The 20,531-nt window shown below is 71.0% G+C and carries 21 protein-coding genes and 4 tRNA genes; 19 read left to right on the top strand and 6 right to left on the bottom strand.

The window, feature by feature from the left end; all coding sequences use genetic code 11:
• Nucleotides 1–24: 24 nt before the first annotated feature.
• The 3 genes from AAEP86_RS16180 (at nt 25) to AAEP86_RS16170 (ending at nt 3,704) form a co-directional block, all read left to right on the top strand.
• Complete coding sequence (locus AAEP86_RS16180) at nt 25–1,104, top strand: polyprenyl synthetase family protein (protein WP_420368305.1); 1,080 nt, start codon at nt 25–27, stop codon at nt 1,102–1,104.
• Between the two features lie 70 nt (nt 1,105–1,174).
• The gene (locus AAEP86_RS16175; RefSeq protein WP_420368304.1) at nt 1,175–2,584 is read left to right on the top strand and encodes an FAD-dependent oxidoreductase; all 1,410 of its coding nucleotides are present in this window, start codon (nt 1,175–1,177) and stop codon (nt 2,582–2,584) included.
• A gap of 4 nt (nt 2,585–2,588) precedes the next feature.
• Nucleotides 2,589–3,704: a heparan-alpha-glucosaminide N-acetyltransferase domain-containing protein gene (locus AAEP86_RS16170; RefSeq protein ID WP_420368303.1), complete on the top strand. Its 1,116-nt coding sequence runs from the start codon at nt 2,589–2,591 to the stop codon at nt 3,702–3,704.
• A gap of 134 nt (nt 3,705–3,838) precedes the next feature.
• On the opposite strand, the gene cls is transcribed toward AAEP86_RS16170, so the two are convergent.
• Entirely contained in the window at nt 3,839–5,299 is a 1,461-nt protein-coding gene (gene cls, locus AAEP86_RS16165) for a cardiolipin synthase (protein ID WP_420368302.1), read from the bottom strand.
• 15 nt (nt 5,300–5,314) lie between these two features.
• Nucleotides 5,315–5,803 carry a YajQ family cyclic di-GMP-binding protein gene (locus AAEP86_RS16160; protein WP_420368301.1) on the bottom strand — a complete coding sequence of 163 codons (489 nt, stop codon included), beginning with the start codon at nt 5,801–5,803 and terminating at the stop codon, nt 5,315–5,317.
• Nucleotides 5,804–5,941: 138 nt separating this feature from the next.
• Here AAEP86_RS16160 and AAEP86_RS16155 point away from each other — a divergent pair.
• The 5 genes from AAEP86_RS16155 to AAEP86_RS16135 all read left to right on the top strand — a co-directional run bounded on the left by AAEP86_RS16155 (nt 5,942) and on the right by AAEP86_RS16135 (nt 8,514).
• Nucleotides 5,942–6,023: transfer RNA gene (locus AAEP86_RS16155), tRNA-Tyr, on the top strand.
• Between the two features lie 62 nt (nt 6,024–6,085).
• On the top strand, nt 6,086–6,907 hold the full coding sequence (locus tag AAEP86_RS16150; RefSeq protein ID WP_420368300.1) for an inositol monophosphatase family protein: 822 nt from the start codon (nt 6,086–6,088) through the stop codon (nt 6,905–6,907).
• 147 nt (nt 6,908–7,054) lie between these two features.
• Complete coding sequence (locus AAEP86_RS16145) at nt 7,055–8,245, top strand: peptidoglycan DD-metalloendopeptidase family protein (RefSeq protein ID WP_420368299.1); 1,191 nt, start codon at nt 7,055–7,057, stop codon at nt 8,243–8,245.
• 90 nt (nt 8,246–8,335) lie between these two features.
• Nucleotides 8,336–8,407: transfer RNA gene (locus tag AAEP86_RS16140), tRNA-Thr, on the top strand.
• 33 nt (nt 8,408–8,440) lie between these two features.
• Nucleotides 8,441–8,514: transfer RNA gene (locus AAEP86_RS16135), tRNA-Met, on the top strand.
• Nucleotides 8,515–8,798: 284 nt separating this feature from the next.
• Here AAEP86_RS16135 and AAEP86_RS16130 read toward each other — a convergent pair.
• Entirely contained in the window at nt 8,799–9,188 is a 390-nt protein-coding gene (locus AAEP86_RS16130; RefSeq protein WP_420368298.1) for a hypothetical protein, read from the bottom strand.
• Between the two features lie 132 nt (nt 9,189–9,320).
• Here AAEP86_RS16130 and AAEP86_RS16125 point away from each other — a divergent pair, with 132 nt between their 5' ends.
• The 3 genes from AAEP86_RS16125 to AAEP86_RS16115 are packed head-to-tail and all read left to right on the top strand — an operon-like array spanning nt 9,321 to nt 11,241.
• Nucleotides 9,321–9,770 (top strand): MaoC family dehydratase N-terminal domain-containing protein, encoded by a 450-nt coding sequence (locus AAEP86_RS16125; protein WP_079236588.1) that lies wholly within the window; start codon nt 9,321–9,323, stop codon nt 9,768–9,770.
• The gene (locus AAEP86_RS16120; RefSeq protein ID WP_420368297.1) at nt 9,767–10,192 is read left to right on the top strand and encodes a MaoC/PaaZ C-terminal domain-containing protein; all 426 of its coding nucleotides are present in this window, start codon (nt 9,767–9,769) and stop codon (nt 10,190–10,192) included. The genes AAEP86_RS16125 and AAEP86_RS16120 overlap by 4 nt, the downstream gene beginning before the upstream one ends.
• 2 nt (nt 10,193–10,194) lie before the next feature.
• Nucleotides 10,195–11,241, top strand: a complete 1,047-nt coding sequence (locus AAEP86_RS16115) for a UDP-N-acetylmuramate dehydrogenase (protein WP_420368296.1) — start codon at nt 10,195–10,197, stop codon at nt 11,239–11,241.
• Between the two features lie 70 nt (nt 11,242–11,311).
• Here the strand turns inward: AAEP86_RS16115 and AAEP86_RS16110 are convergent, their stop codons facing one another.
• The gene (locus AAEP86_RS16110) at nt 11,312–12,577 is read right to left on the bottom strand and encodes a pyridoxal phosphate-dependent aminotransferase (RefSeq protein ID WP_420368295.1); all 1,266 of its coding nucleotides are present in this window, start codon (nt 12,575–12,577) and stop codon (nt 11,312–11,314) included.
• 114 nt (nt 12,578–12,691) lie between these two features.
• On the opposite strand from AAEP86_RS16110, the gene AAEP86_RS16105 reads away from it, so the two are divergent.
• The 6 genes from AAEP86_RS16105 to AAEP86_RS16080 all read left to right on the top strand — a co-directional run bounded on the left by AAEP86_RS16105 (nt 12,692) and on the right by AAEP86_RS16080 (nt 16,353).
• Nucleotides 12,692–12,764: transfer RNA gene (locus AAEP86_RS16105), tRNA-Trp, on the top strand.
• A gap of 35 nt (nt 12,765–12,799) precedes the next feature.
• Entirely contained in the window at nt 12,800–13,063 is a 264-nt protein-coding gene (gene secE / locus AAEP86_RS16100; RefSeq protein ID WP_420370514.1) for a preprotein translocase subunit SecE, read from the top strand.
• 137 nt (nt 13,064–13,200) lie between these two features.
• A complete protein-coding gene (gene nusG, locus AAEP86_RS16095; RefSeq protein WP_420368294.1) occupies nt 13,201–14,253 on the top strand; it encodes a transcription termination/antitermination protein NusG in 1,053 nt (350 codons plus the stop codon).
• 143 nt (nt 14,254–14,396) lie between these two features.
• Nucleotides 14,397–14,828, top strand: a complete 432-nt coding sequence (rplK, locus tag AAEP86_RS16090) for a 50S ribosomal protein L11 (RefSeq protein ID WP_017888638.1) — start codon at nt 14,397–14,399, stop codon at nt 14,826–14,828.
• A gap of 87 nt (nt 14,829–14,915) precedes the next feature.
• Nucleotides 14,916–15,605 carry a 50S ribosomal protein L1 gene (rplA, locus tag AAEP86_RS16085; RefSeq protein WP_071290698.1) on the top strand — a complete coding sequence of 230 codons (690 nt, stop codon included), beginning with the start codon at nt 14,916–14,918 and terminating at the stop codon, nt 15,603–15,605.
• Nucleotides 15,606–15,744: 139 nt separating this feature from the next.
• Nucleotides 15,745–16,353, top strand: a complete 609-nt coding sequence (locus tag AAEP86_RS16080) for a Pr6Pr family membrane protein (RefSeq protein ID WP_420368293.1) — start codon at nt 15,745–15,747, stop codon at nt 16,351–16,353.
• Here AAEP86_RS16080 and AAEP86_RS16075 read toward each other — a convergent pair.
• Complete coding sequence (locus AAEP86_RS16075) at nt 16,350–17,072, bottom strand: YqaJ viral recombinase family protein (RefSeq protein ID WP_420368292.1); 723 nt, start codon at nt 17,070–17,072, stop codon at nt 16,350–16,352. The genes AAEP86_RS16080 and AAEP86_RS16075 overlap by 4 nt on opposite strands.
• Before the next feature lie 150 nt (nt 17,073–17,222).
• Nucleotides 17,223–18,434, bottom strand: a complete 1,212-nt coding sequence (locus tag AAEP86_RS16070; protein ID WP_420368291.1) for an ROK family protein — start codon at nt 18,432–18,434, stop codon at nt 17,223–17,225.
• Between the two features lie 147 nt (nt 18,435–18,581).
• Here AAEP86_RS16070 and AAEP86_RS16065 point away from each other — a divergent pair, with 147 nt between their 5' ends.
• Both AAEP86_RS16065 and AAEP86_RS16060 read left to right on the top strand, forming a co-directional pair.
• Entirely contained in the window at nt 18,582–19,328 is a 747-nt protein-coding gene (locus tag AAEP86_RS16065; RefSeq protein WP_420368290.1) for a sugar phosphate isomerase/epimerase family protein, read from the top strand.
• Entirely contained in the window at nt 19,325–20,488 is a 1,164-nt protein-coding gene (locus AAEP86_RS16060; protein ID WP_420368289.1) for a Gfo/Idh/MocA family protein, read from the top strand. The genes AAEP86_RS16065 and AAEP86_RS16060 overlap by 4 nt, the downstream gene beginning before the upstream one ends.
• Nucleotides 20,489–20,531: the final 43 nt, after the last annotated feature.

Below are 20,531 nucleotides of genomic sequence, written 5' to 3'. Positions count from 1 at the left end.
CACCCCCGAACCACGGAGCAGCACTTGAACCCGAGCGTCCCGGTCGCACGTCGCGCACCGAGTCTCCGCGCCTCGTTGGGCATCGGTGAGCGACTGTTCGCCACGCCGGCCGAACGCCGGTTCATCTCCGCCGTCGACGACGGGCTGGAGCTCGTCGAGCAGGGCCTCGAAGAGGCGATGCGCTCGACGGACACCCTCGCCGACACGACGAGCCGGTACCTGTTGTCCGCCGGCGGCAAGCGGATCCGACCGACCCTGACGCTCCTCATCGCACAGCTCGGCGACGGCGTGACCGACGCGGTCGTCAAGGCCGCGGTGAGCATCGAGACGACGCACCTCGCCTCGCTGTACCACGACGACGTCATGGACGAGGCACCGGTCCGTCGCGGCGTCCCGGCGGCCCACGTCACGTACGGCAACAACGTCGCCATCCTCACCGGCGACCTGCTCTTCGCGCGGGCGAGCCTCATCACGGCCGACCTCGGCACCGAGGGCATCCGGATGCAGGCGGAGACCTTCCAGCGCCTGTGCATGGGGCAGCTGCACGAGACCACCGGCCCCCAGCCGGACGACGACCCGGTCGAGCACTACATCCAGGTGCTCAGCGACAAGACCGGCTCCCTCATCGCCACGGCCGCCCGCGCCGGCGTGATGTTCTCCGGTGCCGACCGCTCCTACCTCGACGCCGTCGGCACCTTCGGCGAGAAGGTCGGCGTGGCCTTCCAGCTCGTCGACGACGTCATCGACCTCGCGCCGGCGAAGGACAAGACCGGCAAGATCGCCGGCAACGACCTCCGTGCCGGCGTCGACACGCTCCCGCTGCTCCAGCTCCGCCGCCTCGCCGCGACCGGAGCGCCCGACGCGGTCGCGCTCCTCGAACGCATCGAGCGCGACGTCAACGCGGCACCGGACGACGTGGTCGACTCCGCGCCGTACCAGACCGCGGTCGCCGCACTGCGTGAGCACGAGGCCACCTCCGCCACCCGGGCCGTCGCGGTCCGCTGGGCGACCGAGGCGGTCGACGCGCTCGCGCCGCTGCCGGACGGCACGGTGAAGCGGGCACTCATCCGCTTCGCCGAGTCCGTCGTGGAACGCAGCCGCTGACGCGGCCGCACCGCGACCAGCCACCACCGCCCTCGGGAGCCCACCACCCGAACGAAACTGGAGACGATCAGTGCCCACCCTCCGAGTCGCCATCGTCGGCGCCGGCCCCGCCGGCATCTACGCCGCGGACATCCTGCTGCGCGAGGCCCACGGCCACGACGTGTCGATCGACCTCTTCGAGCAGCTCCCCGCGCCCTACGGACTCGTCCGGTACGGCGTCGCGCCGGACCACCCCCGCATCAAGGGCATCGTCAACGCCCTGCGCGACGTGCTCGACCGCGGCGTCGTCCGCCTGTTCGGCAACGTCCGCTTCGGCGAGGACATCACGCTGGACGACCTGCGCAAGCACTACCACGCGGTCGTGTTCTCCACCGGCGCGGTCAAGGACGCGGACCTCGACATCCCCGGCGTCGACCTCGAGGGCTCGTACGGTGCCGCTGAGTTCGTGAGCTGGTTCGACGGCCACCCCGACGTCCCGCGCTCCTGGCCGCTCACTGCCTCGAGCGTCGCGGTGATCGGCAACGGCAACGTGGCGCTCGACGTGTCCCGCATCCTGGCGAAGCACGCGGACGACCTCCTGCCGACCGAGATCCCGGCGAACGTCTACGACGGCCTGAAGGAATCGCCCGTCACCGACGTGCACGTCTTCGGCCGCCGTGGCCCGGCACAGGTGAAGTTCACGCCGCTCGAGCTCCGCGAACTGGGCGAGCTGCGCGACGTCGACATGATCGTCTACGACGAGGACTTCGACCACGACGAGGCCTCGAAGAACGCGATCGCCACGAACAAGCAGGTCATGGTGATGAACCGCGTGCTCGAGCAGTGGCGCACGCGCGAGACCGGACAGGCCAGCCGCCGGCTGCACCTGCACTTCTACGCGAAGCCGCTCGAGTTCGTCGGCGAGGACGGCAAGCTCACGGCGATCCGGTACGAGCGGACCCGGCCGAACGGGCAGGGCGGCGTCGAGGGCACCGGCGAGGTCCGCGAGATCCCGATCCAGGCCGCCTACCGTGCGGTCGGCTACTTCGGCTCGCCGCTGCCGGGCGTACCGTTCGACGCACGACACGGGGTCATCCCGAACCACGAGGGCCAGGTCCTCGACGACGACAACCAGCAGATCCCCGGTGTGTACGCCACGGGCTGGATCAAGCGCGGACCGGTCGGCCTCATCGGGCACACGAAGTCCGACGCGATGGAGACCGTGCAGCACATCGTGAACGACCAGGCGAGCTGGTGGACGCCGGAGGACCCGTCCGAGGGGGCCGTGCCGGCGCTGCTCGCGGAGCGCGGTGTCGCGTACACGGACCTCGACGGCTGGCACAACCTCGACGCGCACGAGATGGCGCTCGGCTCGGCCGAGGGCCGCGAGCGCATCAAGGTCGTCCCGCGCGACGAGATGGTCGACGTCTCACTCGGACGCTCCGGAGCGGGCGCTGCCGACGCCGCCGACGCCAGCCCGGCCGACGCGCACACGGCCTGACGCCGTGTCGTCCGCACGCCCCGCACCGCTCACGGCGCTGCGGGGCGTGCCTGCGTCCGGTGCCCGGCTGCAGGGCGTCGACGTCGCCCGTGCGCTCGCCCTGCTCGGCATGATGGCCACCCACGTCGGCGGCATCGCCGACCAGCTCGACTGGGCCGACCCGGAGAGCTGGGCCGCCGTCGCGCACGGACGGTCGTCCTCGCTGTTCGCCGTCCTCGCCGGGGTCTCGATCGGTCTGACGAGCGGACGGACGACACCGCCGGGCCCGCCGACCATCGGACGGATCCGGGCGCGGCTCGTGGTCCGCACGCTGGTCGTGGTCGCCGTCGGGCTGCTCCTCATGGCGCTGCAGACGTCGGTGTACGTCATCCTGCCGACGTACGGTGCGCTCTTCCTGCTCGCCGTCCCGGTCCTCCGGGTCCGCGCCCGGTGGCTCCTCGTGCTCGCCGCGGTCTGCGCGGTGCTCTCGCCGGTGGTCGCGCTCGCGACCGCGCCGTTCTTCGCGGGAGCGGGCACGTGGGAGGTCCAGCTCGGCCTCGTCTACCCCGTGGTCACGTTCCTCGCGTACGTCCTGGTCGGTCTGGCGGTCGCGCGGGCCGGTCTGGAGGCACGGCGCACCCAGGTCCTGCTCCTCGCGTCCGGCGCGGTGGTCGCCGTCGCGGCCTACGTCGTCGGGAACGCGACCGCGCCGGTCCCGGTCGACGCAGCGCTGGCCTTCCCCGGCGTGCCGTGGACGGGGCAGGGGAGCACCGGGGTCGAGGCGGTGGCGCAGGTGTTCCTGTCGCCGCGGGACCACTCGTCGTCCGTGGTGGACGTCGTCGGCACCGCCGGCGTCGCGGTCGCGGTGATCGCGCTGTGCACGCTGCTCGTCGACGGACGCGGTCGGTTCGCCGAGCGGATCGCGATCCCCCTGGCGGCGGTGGGCTCGATGCCGCTGACGGTCTACGCCGGACACCTCGTCGTGCTGGCCATGCTGCCGACGGCACCCGACTCCGGCCCGGCCTGGTGCTGGTTCGCCGTCGGGTCGGTGCTCTTCGCCGTGCTGTGGCGAGGGCTCCTCGGTCGCGGGCCGCTGGAGCGCCTGACGGGGACGCTGACCGGCCTCGTGCCCCTGCGCTGACGGGGACGCCGTGCGGGCTCCTGCCGCTGCGCTGACCGGGACGCTGTCCGGACTTGTGACCCTGCTCTGACGACGCCGCTCGCTGGCCAGCCGAGCCGGTGCGGCGGAGGTGCGCCGCGCCTCCCGGCCGTCCGCTACTGCAGCGCCGCGGTGAGCCGCGCGACGTTGTCGAGCACCTGGGACCGGCGCGGACGGCGCAGCCAGTCGTCGAGCCGCAGCTCGAAGCTGTGCTCCTTGTAGGCGGCCTGCACCTCGCGCAGGGACTCGACGAAGGACTTGCCGCGGACCATCACCGAGACCTCGAGGTTCAGGCTGAAGGACCGCATGTCCATGTTGCTCGACCCGATCACCGACACCTCGTCGTCGATCGTGAAGTGCTTGGCGTGCAGGATCGTCGGTGCCCGGTAGAGGTAGATCTTGACGCCGGCCCGCAGGAGGCCCTCGTAGTACGAGCGCTGCGCGTGCCACGTCATCGCGTGGTCGCCCATCTCGCCGACGAAGAGCTCGACCTCGACCCCGCGCTGTGCCGTCGTGGTGATGGCGTAGAGCATGGAGTCGTCCGGCACGAAGTACGGCGACGTGATCGACACCTTGTGCTGCGCCGAGTAGAGCAGCGCGTTGAACAGGCGGAGGTTGTTCTCACCGTCGAAGCCCGGGCCGGACGGCACGACCTGGCAGTCGATGGCGTCGCCGCGGTCGGCGCGCTGCACCGGGTCGCTCTCGCGGAGCAGGAGTTCGTCGGTCTCGCTGTACCAGTCGGTGACGAACAGCGCGTTGAGTCCCGCGACGACGGGGCCCTCGAAGCGGGCGAACAGGTCCTTGTAGACCATGCCCCGGTCGAGGTGCGACTTCAGGTCGTACGAGCTGTCGATGAGGTTCTGCGACCCGGTGAACGCGACCGAGCCGTCGATCACCATGATCTTGCGGTGGTTGCGGAGGTCGGGACGCTGGAACTTCCCCTGCAGCGGCAGGAGCGGCAGCATCAGGTGCCACTCGATGCCGGCCTCGTCCATGAAGGCGAGCGTCTCCTTGTACCCGGGGTACCCACGGCTCGCCCAGTGGTCGAGCAGGAAGCGCACCCGGACCCCGCGGGCCTGGGCCCGCGCGAGGGCGTCGAAGAACGGCCGCGTGGTGTCGTCGATCGTCGCGATGTAGAACTCGACGTGGACGAACCGGCGCGACTGGTCGATCGCCCGGGTCATCTCGGCGATGGACTCCTCGTAGTCGGGGTAGAGCTCGGCCGAGTTGCCGCCGACCAGGGGCATCGCACCGAGTTCCCGGTTCAGGCGCGTGACGCCCTCGAGCCACTGCGGCCACGGGTGGTCGCGGCGGACCCGCTCGATCCCCTCGGTCTGCTCGAGGATGTACTGGTTGATCTCGGTCTGCTTCTCACGCCGGGCACGCGGGAGCTTCGTCGACCCGATGACGAGGAAGACGATGAACCCGATGTAGGGGATGAGGAAGATCGCGAGGAGCCAGGCCGTCGCGGTCTGCGGCTTCCGGTTGTAGGGGACGTAGATGATCGAGAAGACACGGATCGCGAGGTCCAGGAGGACCAGGAAGACCGTGATCGCGACGCTGAGCCAGTGCTCCACGGGCGGCGGCGCGCGTCAGCGGAAGTTGATGAACTGCAGCGGCACGTCGAACTCTTCACCCTTGAGGAGCTGGATCGTGTTCTGCAGGTCGTCGCGGCTCTTCGAGGAGACGCGGAGCTCGTCGCCCTGGATCTGGCTCTTCACGGACTTCGGGGCGTTCGCCCGGAGGAACGCGCCGATCTTCTTCGCGACGTCCTGCTCGATGCCGTTCTTGAACTTCACCTCGATGCGGTACTCCTTGCCCGAGGGGTAGGGGTCGCCGGCGTCGAGGCTCTTCAGGCTGATGTTGCGCTTGATCGCCTTGCTCTGCAGCACGTCGAGGACGGCCTTGGCACGCTCCTCGGAGTTCGCCTTGATGAGGACGTCGTCACCGCTGAAGGCGACGGACGCGTCGGCTCCCTTGAAGTCGTACCGCTGTTCGATCTCCTTGGCCGCCTGGTTGAGGGCGTTCTCCGCCTCCATCTTGTCGACCTTGCTCACCACGTCGAAGGAACTGTCTGCCATGCCGGACAGCCTAACGGCGGACGGGAGGCGCGGTTCGGCCCCACGGGGCAGCGCACGGTGGTCACGAGCACCGCCCCGGATCGGCTATGCTTTCTTGCGCGCCTTCGGTTGGTGACTACACGGGCCGGGTGCGCACATGGCAAGTTACCCAAGCGGCCAAAGGGATCTGACTGTAAATCAGCCGGCGTAGCCTTCGGGGGTTCGAATCCCTCACTTGCCACGTGATCCGCCGAGAGCCCCGTCCCCGGACGGGGCTCTCGGCGTCCCTGGCAGGATCGGTGCATGCGCTCCGACCTCACCCCGTCCCAGTACGCCGACCTCGCCGAGTCCATCGCCCGTGAGGCCGCTGCCCTCGCAGCCCGCCGTCGCGCCGAGGGGGTCGAGGTCGCCGACCGGAAGTCGAGCATCGTCGACGTGGTCACCGCGGCCGACCGCGAGGTCGAGGCGCTCATCCGTGCGCGCATCGCCGAGGCACGGCCGGACGACGCGTTCTTCGGCGAGGAGTCCGGCGCCGGAACAGGGACGTCGGGCACGACGTGGGTGGTGGACCCGATCGACGGCACCGTCAACTACCTCTACGGCAGCCCGGAGTACGGCGTGAGCATCGGGGTCGTGCGCGGCGATGCCGACCCGACGACCTGGGAGCCGGTCGCCGGTGTGGTCGTGGCGCCCGCCACCGGCGTCGTGCACCGTGCCGTCGTCGGGGAGGGCGCGACGCGCGACGGCGGACCCCTGCACGTCGGGGCGCCGGCCTCCCTGGCGGAGACGCTCGTCGCGACCGGGTTCGGGTACACGGCGGACCGCCGGCGCGAGCAGGTCGCCGTGCTCGCCGGGCTCATCGGCGAGGTCCGCGACATCCGCCGCGGGGGAGCGGCCTCGCTGGACTGCTGTGCGGTCGGCGCCGGCACGGTCGACGCCTACTACGAGCGCGGGATCAACCCGTGGGACATGGCCGCCGGGTCGATCGTCGCCCGCGAGGCCGGGGCCGAGGTCCGCATCTGGGAGGCCGGCGGGACGCGGTCGTTCCTCTTCGCCAGCCCGGCGGTCGTCGACGAGCTGTCCGCCCTGCTGCGACGCCTCGAGGGAGCGGTGCTCGGAGCCTGACGACACCGGGGTCCCTCGCTCTGGGGGAGCGCCGTGGTCCGGAGCAGGACTGGAAACCCGCTACGGGCCCTGCTACCGTTCTCCAGTCCCGTTATCTGCTCGTTACCAACGAGCGCGTCTCGCCCCGATCAGGATCTCCACCGACACATGCCCCACTCCTCCTCCGCTCCCGTGCTGACCGACGGCCACGTCGACGACCCGCAACCGGTCGTCCACCTCACCCGACGGGCCCGCATCGAGGCGGAACGGGCGGCGGCAGCGACCGTCGCCGGGACGACGTCGTCGGCACCGACCCGGTCCGAGGCAGAGGCGACCAGCGCCTCCCGGCCGTCCTTCGACGACCTGGTGACGCCGACCACACCGCCCGCTCCCGCGTCGCCGATCGACCTCGCTCCCGCGTCCCCGGTGATGCCCGCGTCGACGGCCTCGCCCGTCACCCCGCCGGCTCCCTCCTCGCCCGTGGTGGCACCCTCCGCCGCGGTCCCGGTCGCGCCGTCGACCCGCCGCGTCGCCGGACAGGTGCCCCCGTCGCGTCGTCCGGCCCGCGCCGGGACCACCGCGACCCTCCACGTCGACCGCGCCACCCGGCACCTCGGCGCCGTGCGTCCGTCGACTCCGGCGTCGTCGGTGCAGCCGAGCCAGGGCGCGGCCTTCCGTCGCACCGCCTCGCGCGTCACCGCCGTCGGCGCGCTCCTGTTCGCCGCCGGCCTCGTCGTGTCGACCTCGCTGCCGGCGCAGGCACTGTGGACCCCGGACGCCGGGTCGACCTCCGCGCGGACCGCAGCGGGTGCGACCCAGTCGCTCAGCGTCGGGTCCGGCGCCGCGGACGCCGAGACGAACCGCGACCAGTACTCGGTGTCGAGCCCCACGCAGTACAAGAACGTCGACACGTCGAGCTTCACGAACGACCCGACCGGCTCCATCCAGTGGCCGTTCCTCACCGGCGTGCCCATCACGTCCGGGTTCGGTGGCCGACAGGTCGAGGGCTGCTCGTTCTGCTCCACGAACCACATGGGCGTCGACTTCGCGCCGGGCGAGGGCACGCCGATCCGCGTGATCGCCGGCGGCACCGTCATCAAGGTGCAGGCGAACGACGGTGGCTTCGGCAACGACGTCTGGGTCCAGCACGACGTCGACGGCAAGCAGTTCGTCAGTGTCTACGGCCACATGGAGGACAACTCCTTCAAGGTCGTCAAGGGGCAGCAGGTGACGGTCGGCGACGAGCTCGGCCTCGTCGGCAGCACCGGCAACTCGACCGGTCCCCACCTGCACCTCGAGGTGCACGTCGACGGCGTCCCGGTGGACCCGCTGGCGTGGCTCAAGGCGAACGCGAACTAGCGGTCCGACGCGGCACGCCCGGGCGTCGCTCCGGGTTCCTGACCACCGTCGCCGGTCTGCTATCCTCGTGTGGTGCCGTTCGCGGCACATGCCCCGATAGCTCAGTGGTAGAGCACTTCCATGGTAAGGAAGGGGTCGTCAGTTCAATCCTGACTCGGGGCTCCGACTCGGAGCGGCACGTCGCTCCGGATCCTTGGCGGGGTAGCTCAGTTGGTTAGAGCACACGACTCATAATCGTGGGGTCGCGGGTTCAAGTCCCGCCCTCGCTACCGCAAGCCCGGCGCACGCGCCGGGCTTTCGTCGTTCTCGGGCTGCCTCGTCTCCGGGCTGCCTCGTCTCCGGGCTGCGTCGTCCCCCGGCTCCCGTCCAACGGCGCACGGCTCCGACGGCCCACGACCCGGTGTCGCTCGGCGCTGTCGCACCCCGCTGCGGACGCCGCACCCCCGCACACCGGAGTGCGGTGTCCGCAGCGGGGTGCGACGCGACGCGTGGGGCGCGGTGATCTCGCGGTGCGCCGGCGCCCGGGAACGACCCCTGCGGTGCGCCCCGCGCGTCAGAACGGGCGGTGCTCGGTACGGGCGACGAGCACCCCGGCCGAGCGCAACGCTCGCTCGAGCACCGTGTTCACCTGCCGCCACGCGGTCCGCCGTCGGTCCGCACCGATGCCCCCGCCGGACACCGCGGTCCCGTGTCCGGCGTGCCGCAGCGTGATCGTGGTGGACGTCCCCGTGACGGTCGTCGACAGCTCGTAGCGACGGAACTCCCGCGACGGGTGCACGAGGGCCCCGAGCAGGATCGTCAGCAGCCGGTTGCCGGTCGTCGCCGTGAGCGTGCCGCCCGTCGACTCGACGTGGTGCCCGGCTCGGCGCAGCGCCGCGCCGGCGACCTCCATGGCCGTGCACCGGTCACCCGTGTGCACCGCGAACTCGGTCGTCGCGTCCATGGTTCCTCCCCATCCCCGGAGTCCGTCCGTCGGTCCTCGACCGCACGGTTCCCCCGAACCGTGCGCGCCGAGCATAGCCGATGCATGCTCATGGACACAGCCCCCAGGAGGGGCGTCGGTAGACTGCGGTGCGTGTCAGTGAACCCCGAGCTCGTCGGCAGGACGTTCCCGCCGGCCCAGCCCTACCTGGTCGGTCGCGAGAAGGTGCGGGAGTTCTCGCGCGCCGTGTTCGCGACGAACCCCATCCACCACGAGCCCGAGGCCGCCCGGGCCGCCGGCTACGACGACGTCGTCGCCCCGCCCACCTTCGCGGTCGTCGTGCAGGAAGCGACCCTCGCCCAGCTCCTGGCCGAGCCCGACGCGGGCATCGACTTCTCCCGCGTCGTGCACGGCGAGCAGGCGTTCACCTACGACCGTCCGATCGTCGCAGGCGACGAGCTGACCGCGACGCTGACCGTCACGAGTGTGAAGACCCTCGGCGGGAACGCCATGGTCACCGCCGAGAGCACGATGAACGACGCCGCGGGGGAGCACGTCGTCACCGCGACCTCCACCCTCGTCGTCCGAGGAGACGACGCATGACCACCGCACCCGTGACCGCGCTCGAGGTCGGCACCGTCGTCGCCGAGCGCGAGGTCCACGTCACCCGCGACTCGCTCGTCCGGTACGCCGGCGCCTCGGGCGACTTCAACCCGATCCACTACCGCGACGACGTCGCCGCGTCGGTCGGCCTCCCCGGTGTCCTCGCGCACGGCATGCTGACGATGGGCATCGCCGTGCAGCCGGTCTCCGAGTGGCTCGGCGACCGCGGCACCGTCGTCCGCTACGGGGTGCGCTTCACCCGGCCCGTCGTGGTCGACCCCGAGCAAGGAGCCACCATCGGCATCGTCGCGAAGGTCGGCACCGTCGACGACGAAGGCCGTCCGCAGCGCATCGACCTCACCGTGACCGCCGCCGGGCAGACCGTGCTCGGCAAGGCGCAGGTCACGGTGGCGTTCCGCTGACCGTGTCGGAGCCCCTGCTCGCCGACCTCACGACGCTGCGCGTCGGCGGTCCGGCCGCGCGGCTGCTCACGGCGACCACGACGGACGAACTCGTCGACCACGCCCGGTCGGCGTGGGAGGACGACGACTGGATGGTCCTCGGCGGCGGCAGCAACCTCCTCGTCGCGGACGACGGGTTCGACGGCACGGTGGTGCTCGTCCGCACCACCGGTGTCGACGCAGCGCTCGCGGACGACCCTGGCGCCGACGCCGACGGCGTCACCGTCCGCGTCGCGGCCGGTGAACCGTGGGACGCCTTCGTCGCCACCACCGTCGAGCGCGGTTGGACGGGTCTGGAGGCGCTCAGCGGCATCCCGGGAACGGTCGGTGCGGCCCCCGTGCAGAACATCGGCGCCTACGGGGTCGAGCTCTCCGACGTGCTCACCGCGATCGAGTTCCTCGACGCGGCCACCGGGGAGCGTGCGTGGGTACCGGCAGCCGAGCTGGCGCTCGGCTACCGCACCTCGACGCTGAAGCACGGCCGCCGCGGCGTCGTGCTGACGGTCGAGTTCCGTCTCGGCACCGCCACGGCCGAGGGCGTGCCCGTCCGGTACGCACAGCTCGCTGGGTCCCTCGGTGTCGAGCTCGGGTCGCTCGTGGCACCCGCGACGGTCCGGTCCGAGGTGCTGCGGCTGCGCGGCTCGAAGGGCATGGTGCTCGACGCCGACGATCCCGACACGTGGAGCGCCGGGTCGTTCTTCACCAACCCGATCGTGTCCGCCGCGTTCGCCGAGACCCTGCCCTCCGAGGCCCCGCAGTGGCCGGCGGGCGAGGACGTCAAGCTCAGCGCGGCCTGGCTCATCGAGCACGCCGGGGTGCACCGCGGGTACGCGGTCCCGGGTTCCCGCGCAGCGATCTCCACGAAGCACACGCTCGCGCTGACGAACCGTGGGGGAGCGACCGCTGCGCAGGTGGCCGAGCTCGCCCGCTACGTGCAGGTGACCGTCCTGAACCGGTTCGGTGTGGCGCTGGTCCCCGAGCCGGTGACGGTCGGCGACCTGCTCGCCTGACCGTCACCGCGCCTCCAGGACGCGACACGGCCCACCTCGACGAGGTGGGCCGTGCTGCGTCCGGAGGTGCCTACGCGAAGAAGCGCGCCAGGCGGGCGACGCCCTCGGTGATGTCGTCGTCACCCAGGGCGTAGGACAGTCGGAGGTACCCGGAGGGGCCGAAGGCCTCGCCGGGGACGACCGCGACCTCGGCGTGCTCGAGGATCAGGTCGGCGAGCTCGAGCGTCGTGGTGGGCGTGCTGCCGGCCCACTCGCGCCCGAGGAGTGCCGTGACGTCGGGGTAGACGTAGAACGCGCCCTGCGGGGTCGGCGTGACGAACCCGGGGATGGCGTTGAGCCCCTCGACGATGGCCTTGCGGCGGCGGTCGAACGCCTCGCGCATGGCGGCGACCGGCTCCTGCGGTCCGGTGAGGGCGGCGATCGCGGCGCGCTGCGAGACGTTCGACACGTTCGACGACAGGTGGGACTGCAGGTTCGACGCGGCCTTGACGGCGTCGGCGGGGCCGATGAACCAGCCGACGCGCCAGCCGGTCATGGCGTAGGTCTTCGCGACGCCGTTGACGAGGATCGTGGTGTCGGCGAGGGCGGGGACCGCCTCGAGGATCCCCGTGAAGCGGACCCCGTCGTACACGAGGTCCTGGTAGATCTCGTCGCTGATCACCCAGATGCCGTGCTCGAGCGCCCACTCGCCGATGGCCTTCGTCTGCTCGGCGCTGTAGACGGCGCCGGTCGGGTTCGACGGGGAGCAGAACAGCAGCGCCTTGGTCCTCGGCGTGCGGGCGGCCTCGAGCTGCTCGACCGTCACGAGGTAGTCCTGGTCGCTGCCGGCGAAGACGTCGACGGGGACGCCGCCGGCGAGGCGGATGGCCTCGGGGTAGGTGGTCCAGTACGGCGCGGGCAGCAGGACCTCGTCGCCGGCGTCGACGATGGTCTGGAACGCCTGGTAGACCGCCTGCTTGCCGCCGTTCGTGACGATGACCTGCGACGGGTCGACCGCGACACCGGACTCGCGGGCGGTCTTGTCCGCCACGGCCCGCTTCAGCTCGGGCAGGCCGGTGGCCGGCGTGTACCGGTGGTTCCTCGGGTCCTGCGCGGCCTCGACCGCCGCGTCGACCACGTGCTGCGGCGTGGCGAAGTCGGGCTCACCGGCGGCGAAGGAGATCACCGGACGACCGGCCGCCTTGAGCGACTTCGCCTTGGCGTCGACCTTGAGCGTCGCGGACTCGGCGATCGCGGCGATGCGCGACGCGATCCGCGGGCGGTCGCCGGAGCCGGTGGTCGGCGTCTCGGCGGCGGGGTTCTGGGTGGACTCGGGGCCGGGGGCTTCGGTGCTCACGCGTCCCAGCCTACCGACGCGGCACGCCGGGACACCGGTCAAGTGGACACCGTGTGACGGACTCCCGTAGACTGGTCCACCGGAACGCGGATCGGTGACGAACCGCGCCTCCGTAGGGCGGTGGCTCAATTGGTAGAGCAGCGGTCTCCAAAACCGCAGGTTGCAGGTTCGAGTCCTGTCCGCCCTGCACATCTGGAAGGGTAGAAGTTGGCGAGCAAAGACATGGAGACGACGGCGGACGACGTCGTCGCCAAGGCGAAGCAGGACCGGGCCGAGCGCCGCGGTCCGTTCGCTGCCATCGTGCTCTTCATCCGTCAGGTCATCGCCGAGCTCCGCAAGGTCGTCACCCCGACCCGCAAGGAGCTCTTCAGCTACACGGGCGTCGTGCTGGTCTTCGTCGTCGTGATGATGGTCCTGGTCTCGATCCTCGACTTCGCGTTCGGACTCGGCGTCGGGTACGTGTTCGGCAACGGGCCGACGGCCTGACCCGGACACGGTTGCCATGCCCGGCCGCCGGACACCTGACCGCCTGCGGACAGGAGTACGGTCGCCGGAGACGAGGCCGATCGTGAACCGATCCGCACGCCAACCCGATCCGCATCACCGAACGGAAAGATTCGACAGTGTCTGACAACTCCCGCGACGACATCGACCTCGCCACGGCTGCCGAGCAGTCCTCCGAGGTCGAGGAGAACCAGGAAGGCGACGTCGAGACCAGCGAGGGCCGTGCGGTCGAGTCCGCTGAAGAGCGTGCGATCTCCGTGGAGGACGAGGACGACGAGTCCCTCGGCCTCAGCGACGAGCCCGACGACGGCACGGTCGACACGTCGATCGACGAGGCGCTGACCGCCCTCGCCGAGTCGCGCGACCCCGAGGCGGACGCCGTCGTCGACGACGCCCTCGAGATCGACACCGCCGACGAGGCCGAGGCCGCCGTCGAAGCGGTCGAGGACGAAGAAGAGGTCGAGCTCGAGTCAGAGTCCGCCGAGGCCGCGAACGAGACCCTCGCGGCCGACGAGGCGCTCGACGCCGAGGACGACGACGCGGAGCCGGCCGAGGTCGACCCGTACGACGCCTTCAAGGCCGAGCTGCGGATGAAGCCGGGCAAGTGGTACGTCATCCACTCCTACGCGGGCTTCGAGCGCCGTGTGAAGTCGAACATCGAGAACCGCATGGTGTCGATGTCGATGGAGGACTCGATCTACCAGGTCGAGGTCCCGATGGAGGACGTCGTCGAGATCAAGAACGGGCAGCGCAAGCTGGTCACCCGCGTCCGGATCCCCTCGTACGTGCTCGTCCGCATGGACCTCAACGAGGACTCGTGGTCCGTCGTCCGGCACACCCCCGGTGTCACCGGCTTCGTCGGCAACGCGCACAACCCCACGCCGCTCCGCTTCGACGAGGCGTTCGGCATGCTGAAGTCCCTCGTCCAGGTCGCCGAGGCCGCCCCGACCAAGGGTGGCGGCAAGGGCACCGGCGGCGTGCAGTCGCAGCCGGCGGCCGAGGTCGACTTCGAGGTCGGCGAGACGATCACCATCAAGGAAGGCTCGTTCGCGGGTCTGCCGGGGTCGATCTCCGAGATCAAGCCGGAGAGCGGCAAGCTCACCGTCCTCGTCTCGCTCTTCGAGCGCGAGACCCCGGTCGAGCTCAGCTTCGACCAGGTCACGAAGCTCTAGTCCCCGTCCCCACGGTCGGGTAGACTCAACGAGTTTGGCCCCGCGCGCTCCGTGCGTGCGGGGCTTCACCGCGGTCCGGAACGGCCGGGCCAGCGGGAGAGTGCACGGAAGACCGTGCGTTCGATTCCAGGAGGAAGCACAACATGGCACCGAAGAAGAAGGTCACGGGCCTGATCAAGCTGCAGATCAACGCGGGCGCCGCCAACCCGGCCCCGCCGATCGGCCCCGCGCTCGGTCAGCACGGCGTGAACATCATGGAGTTCTGCAAGGCGTACAACGCCGCGACCGAGTCGCAGCGCGGCAACGTCGTGCCGGTCGAGATCACCGTCTACGAGGACCGTTCGTTCACGTTCGTCCTCAAGACCCCGCCGGCCGCCGAGCTCATCAAGAAGGCTGCGGGTGTGCAGAAGGGGTCCTCGACCCCGCACACGGTCAAGGTCGCGAAGATCTCGATGGACCAGGTCCGTCAGATCGCCGAGACGAAGCAGGCCGACCTGAACGCCAACGACATCGAGCAGGCCGCGAAGATCATCGCCGGCACCGCCCGTTCGATGGGCATCACGGTCGAGGCCTAGGCCTCACCGCTCAGGCACACACCCCAACACCTTTCCGTGGGAGAGCCGCGCCGGCTCGTCAACCACGTATCTCGCAAGGAGACCACCATGGCGAAGAAGTCCAAGGCCTACCAGGCCGCGGCCGCGAAGATCGAGGCCGACAAGTTCTACACCCCCACCGAGGCCGTCGCCCTGGCGAAGGAGACCGGTTCCACCAAGACCGACTCCACCGTCGAGGTCGCGCTCAAGCTCGGCGTCGACCCGCGCAAGGCGGACCAGATGGTCCGTGGCACGGTCATCCTGCCGCACGGCACGGGCAAGACCGCCCGCGTCATCGTCTTCGCCGTGGGCGCTGCGGCTGAGGCCGCCATCGCCGCCGGTGCCGACGAGGTCGGTGGCGACGAGCTCATCGCGAAGGTCGCCGAGGGCTACACGGCCTTCGACTCCGCCGTCGCGACGCCCGAGCTCATGGGCAAGGTCGGTCGTCTCGGCAAGGTGCTCGGCCCGCGCGGCCTCATGCCCAACCCGAAGACCGGCACCGTGACCCCGAACGTGGCGCAGGCCGTCAACGACATCAAGGGCGGCAAGATCGAGTTCCGCGTCGACAAGCACGCCAACGTGCACTTCGTCGTCGGCAAGGCCTCGTTCACGCCGGAGCAGCTCGACGAGAACATCTCGACGGCGCTCGAAGAGGTCAACCGCCTCAAGCCGAGCGCTTCGAAGGGCCGCTACATCATGAAGGGCGCCGTCTCGACGACCTTCGGCCCGGGCATCCCGCTGGACGTCAACAGCATCTGACGACCTTCGGCGCTGGGCCCACGGTCCATCCCGCTGGACGGCATCAGCATCTGATCCTCGGATCACCACGGAGGACCCGCACCGACACCGGTGCGGGTCCTTCTGCGTGCTCGGGCCGATCGCTGGGTAGCGTGGCTCCGTGCGCATCCTCGTGAACTCGCTCCGGCTCCTCGCGGTGATCGCCGTCGTCGCCGCCGTCCTCGGGCAGTGGCTCGTCAGCTCGCAGCGCGACGACTACGTGTTCTGGAACTTCTTCGGGTACTTCACGATCCAGTCGAACATCCTGATCGGGCTGGCGTTCGCGGCGGCGCTCGTGGTCGCGGCGCAGCGGAAGCGCCAGGGGGTCGGGCCGTCGGTGTTCCGCGGAGCTGCGACCGTGTACATCGCCACGACGGGCATCGTCTACAACACCCTGCTGGTCAGTGTCGACGTGCAGACGTCCGTGCAGTGGTCGAACGACATCCTGCACAAGGTCATGCCGGTGTACGCGGTGCTGGACTGGCTGCTGTTCTCCGACCGGGCCCGGCTGCTGTTCCGGCACATCTGGTGGTTCCTGCTGTACCCGGCCGTCTGGCTCGTGGTCGTCCTGGTCCGCGGTGCCACCGACGGCTGGGTGCCCTACCCGTTCCTGAACGCGGACCTCGGGTACGGCGTGGTCGCCCTGTACTGCGTCGGGATCGCCGTGTTCATCGCGCTGATGGGTGTGCTGGTGGTCGGGATGAGTCGACTCCGGCTGGTGAAGGTCTAGACGCGGAAGTCGCGCAGCCGGTCGAGCACGAGGTCGGCGAGCTGGATCAGCCCGCGGATCTGGTCGTCGTCCCGGTCGACCCAGCGGCACTCGGGTTCGTCGGCGACGGGCACGAAGGCGTCGTGCCGTTCCCAGACGAACAGCGTTCGGTCGGCGCCGAGGACGTACTGCTGCCACCACACCTGCCGGAGGTAGTGCCGCGGGATGCTCCGCCACGCCTTGCCGGTGGTCTTGATCTCGGCGAGCACCACGCGGGACGACTCGTCGACGCCGACGCCGTCCGGGGTGGCGAGGTGGGCACGGTTGGCCGCGGCGTGGAAGAGGTGCGCCGACGGCTGGATGCCGTGCGTCGCGGCGACCCAGGCGGCGATGGCGGGTTCGCGGTCCTTGCCGTGCTCGGTGTACGCGTTGCCGGAGAACCGGGAGCCGTACCGCTTGTCCGTGACCACGGCGTCGACGGCGCGGAGCGAGGCGAGGCGGGCGACGTCGGTCGCCGTGATGCCCATCGCACGGGCGCGCAGCCAGGCGACCCGGTCCGACGAGTGGGCGACGATGCGTTCGGTGTGGCCTCGCAGGGCGGTGAAGGCGTCGTGACCCGGACGCCCTGGAGCCGAGCCGGGCGCGACCGCAGCGGGGCCGCCGGGGGTGGGCCGTTCCTCCAGGCTGAGGTCCAGCCCGGGGTCGAGGTCACCCCACAGGGTCGGCTGCACGATCGTCACCCGACGATTGTCCCCCCGCGCACCGACGTGGCGAAACCGACGCACCGGACCGCGCACCGGAACCCCCGCGCCCGGTTGCGCACCGGAACCCGCGTGCCCGGCTGTGCACCGGAACCCGACGCACCCGGACGCGCACCGGAAGCCAGCCCGTCAGGAGACGAGCTGGCGCCCCTCCGCGTAGGCGACGAGCTCGTCGACCCCGGCGGGGGAGAGGGCGTACCCGATCGCGAGCGCCGCAGCGCCCTGCAGGGCGGCGACGGAGCCGGCGCGGGACTGTGCGATCACGAGGTGCTCGGTGGCGAGCGGCATGGACCGGGAGTACACCACCTCGCGGACGCCGGCGAGCAGGTGCTCCCCGGCTTGGGTGATCGAGCCGCCGAGCGCGATCACGGACGGGTTCATCAACGAGACGCAGGTGGCGAGGACCTCGCCGATGTCGCGACCGGCCTGGCGCACCGCGTAGATCGCGTCGAGGTCGGAGCGGTTCACCAGCCCGATGACGTCGGCGCTCGTGTGCACGTCGTGCCCCTTGGCACGGAGCGACCGGGCGATCGCGGGTCCGGAGGCGACCGCCTCGAGGCAGCCCGTGTTGCCGCAGTGGCAGGGGACGTCGCCGGCCCGCGACACCCGGACGTGCCCGATGTCACCCGCGGTGCCCTGCGCCCCGCGCTGCAGGTCGCCGTCGGACACGATGCCGGAGCCGATGCCCGTGGCGACCTTCACGAACAGCAGGTGGTCGACGTCCGGCCAGCCGTGCTCGCGTTCGCCGAGGGCGGCGATGTTGACGTCGTTGTCGAGCAGCACGTGCGCGGCGATGTGCGCGCGCAGCCACCCGGGGACGTCGAAGCCGTCCCACCCGGGCATGATCGGCGGGTTGGCGGGGCGTCCGGTGGAGAACTCGACCGGGCCGGGCACGCCGATCCCGATCGCGATGACGTCGTCGCGGGCGCGGCCGACCTCGTCGAGGAGGGCGTCGATCGTCTCGACGAGCCACGTCAGGGTCGGGACGGGGCCTGCAGCGATGTCGATGCGGGCCTCGCGCGTGGCGAGCGGCGCGGCGACCAGGTCGGTGATCGCGACGCGGCCGTGGGAGGCGCCGAGGTCGGCCGCGACGACGAGGCGGGCGCGGGGCATCAGCGCCACCTGCGCCGGCGGGCGCCCTCCGGTGGAGGCGGCGGTGTCCACCGGCCCGACGAGTCCGACCTCGATGAGGGCGTCGAGGCGCACGCCGATCGTCGAGCGTGCGAGTCCTGTCAGTGCGGCGAGCTCTGCCCTGGTGCGCGGCACGCCGTCGCGGAGGATCTGGAAGAGCTCGCTCGTCCCGACCGGAGGCGACGCTGCCGTCCGAGTCAAGTCGACCATGTGGGGGAGTGAAGCACACATCGATCGCGGCACGCAATGAAGTCCGTCGACTTTCCTCGGACTTCTGCTTGACCGCCGACAGAAGTCCTCGTAGTGTGACGCTCGGTCGAAGTCGACCCCCACCATCTCGACGAGGAGAACACCCTGGTGACCCAACCGCTCTCGGTCCAGCTCTACACGGTCCGCGACGCCCTGAGTGCCGATCTGCCCGGCACCCTGCAGCGCATCGCCGACATCGGCTTCACGAACGTCGAGCTCTTCGGCTACGTGGACCGCGCCGACGAGTACGCCGCCGCGCTCCGCGACGCCGGCCTGGCCGCCCCGAGCGGGCACGCCCGACTGCTCGACGCCGGCGAGCAGGACCTCGAGCGCATCTTCCACGCCACCGCGACGACCGGGACGCAGACCCTGATCGACCCGCACATCGACGAGGCCCGCTGGACCACGCGCGAGGACGTCGAGGCCATCGCCCGCGAGCTCAGCGCCCTCGCACCCCGCGCGGCGGACCACGGTCTGACCCTCGGGTACCACAACCACGCGTTCGAGTTCTCGAACCGCATCGACGGGGTCAGCGCCTACGAGGTCTTCGCGGACGCCCTGTCCGACGACGTCGTCCTCGAACTCGACACCTACTGGGTGCGCGTCGGCGGGGACGACCCGGTGGCCGTCATCGGCAAGTACGGCGACAAGGTGCAGTTCCTCCACGTGAAGGACGGCGACGGCTCGCACGACGACAAGAAGCAGGTGGCCGTCGGCAACGGCGTCATGCCGATCCGCGACATCATCGCCGCCGCTCCGGACGCACTGCACGTCATCGAGCTCGACGACCACGAGGGCGACGTGTTCCAGGCCGTCACCGACTCCTACACGTTCCTCGAGGGGGCCCGCGCATGACCGACACCACCACGACGACCACCACCGCCAAGCAGGACGGCACTGCCGACACCCGCCGCACCGGCCCCGTCGGCGTCGGCGTGATCGGCGCCGGGGTCATCTCGGACCAGTACCTGTCGAACCTCACGGTCTTCCCGGACGTGACGGTCCGGTTCATCGCCGACATCGACCTCGAGCGCGCCGCCGCCCAGGCCGAGAAGTGGGGCGTCGCCGGTTCGGGCACCGTCGAGGAGCTCCTGGCGGACGACGACATCGAGATCGTCGTCAACCTCACCATCCCCGCCGCCCACGTCGAGGTCGCCCTGCAGGCCCTCGCCGCCGGCAAGCACGTCTGGGGCGAGAAGCCCTACGCGCTCGACCGCTCGAGTGCGGCACAGCTCCGCGACGCCGCCCGTGCCGCCGGCAAGACGGTCAGCGTCGCCCCGGACACGTTCCTCGGCGCCGGCCTGCAGACCGCGCTCCGCACCATCCGCGACGGCCGCATCGGCACGCCGCTCAACGGGCTGACGCTCTTCCAGAGCCCCGGCCCGGAGTCGTGGCACCCGAGCCCCGAGTTCCTCTTCGCGTACGGCGCGGGCCCGCTGTTCGACATCGGCCCGTACTACATCACGACCCTCGTGCAGGCCTTCGGCCCGGTGAAGAAGGTCACCGCCACGGCGTCGAAGGCGCGTGCCACCCGCACGATCGGTTCCGGCCCCAAGGCGGGCACCGAGTTCCCGGTGGAGGTGCCGACGAACCACTCCGCGCTCATCGAGTTCGAGGACGGCGGCAGCGCGCAGAGCGTCTTCTCGTTCGAGTCCGACCGGGGGCGCACCGGCTTCGTCGAGATCGCGGGCGAGACCGGCACGGTCGTGTTCCCCGACCCGAACAACTTCGACGGCGACACCGAGCTCTACGCGCTCGGCGCCGAGGAGCCCGAGACGATCCCCGCCGTGGGGTCCACCTACTCGCGCGGCACCGGCGTGGTCGACCTCGCCCGGTCCCTGCGCGCGGGTGAGGAGAACCGGGTCCCCGGTGCCCTCGCCTTCCACGTCCTCGACGTGATGGTCTCCATCGCCGAGGCCGCCGAGCGTGGTGAGGCGGTGCTCGTGGAGAGCACCGTCGCACCCTCCCCGACCCTCCCCGAGGGCTGGGACCCCGCGGCGTCCACCCTGTCCTGACGGGCAGGGTGCGCCGCACCACACAGCAGCACCCGACACCAGT

It is taken from the genome of Curtobacterium sp. L1-20 (assembly GCF_048755855.1).
Classification (GTDB): domain Bacteria; phylum Actinomycetota; class Actinomycetes; order Actinomycetales; family Microbacteriaceae; genus Curtobacterium.
Note: the sequence above shows the minus strand (reverse complement) of the source record. Positions and strands in the feature narration are given on the sequence as shown.

Bases quoted from the DNA above. Each gene is read 5' to 3' on its own strand.
- AAEP86_RS16060 (WP_420368289.1), top strand. From the start codon at position 19,325: ATGACCGACACCACCACGACGACCACCACCGCCAAGCAGGACGGCACT.
- rplA (WP_071290698.1), top strand. From the start codon at position 14,916: ATGGCGAAGAAGTCCAAGGCCTACCAGGCCGCGGCCGCGAAGATCGAG.
- secE (WP_420370514.1), top strand. From the start codon at position 12,800: ATGGAGACGACGGCGGACGACGTCGTCGCCAAGGCGAAGCAGGACCGG.
- AAEP86_RS16150 (WP_420368300.1), top strand. From the start codon at position 6,086: ATGCGCTCCGACCTCACCCCGTCCCAGTACGCCGACCTCGCCGAGTCC.
- AAEP86_RS16160 (WP_420368301.1), bottom strand. From the start codon at position 5,803: ATGGCAGACAGTTCCTTCGACGTGGTGAGCAAGGTCGACAAGATGGAG.
- AAEP86_RS16070 (WP_420368291.1), bottom strand. From the start codon at position 18,434: ATGGTCGACTTGACTCGGACGGCAGCGTCGCCTCCGGTCGGGACGAGC.
- AAEP86_RS16120 (WP_420368297.1), top strand. From the start codon at position 9,767: ATGACCACCGCACCCGTGACCGCGCTCGAGGTCGGCACCGTCGTCGCC.
- rplK (WP_017888638.1), top strand. From the start codon at position 14,397: ATGGCACCGAAGAAGAAGGTCACGGGCCTGATCAAGCTGCAGATCAAC.
- AAEP86_RS16145 (WP_420368299.1), top strand. From the start codon at position 7,055: ATGCCCCACTCCTCCTCCGCTCCCGTGCTGACCGACGGCCACGTCGAC.
- AAEP86_RS16130 (WP_420368298.1), bottom strand. From the start codon at position 9,188: ATGGACGCGACGACCGAGTTCGCGGTGCACACGGGTGACCGGTGCACG.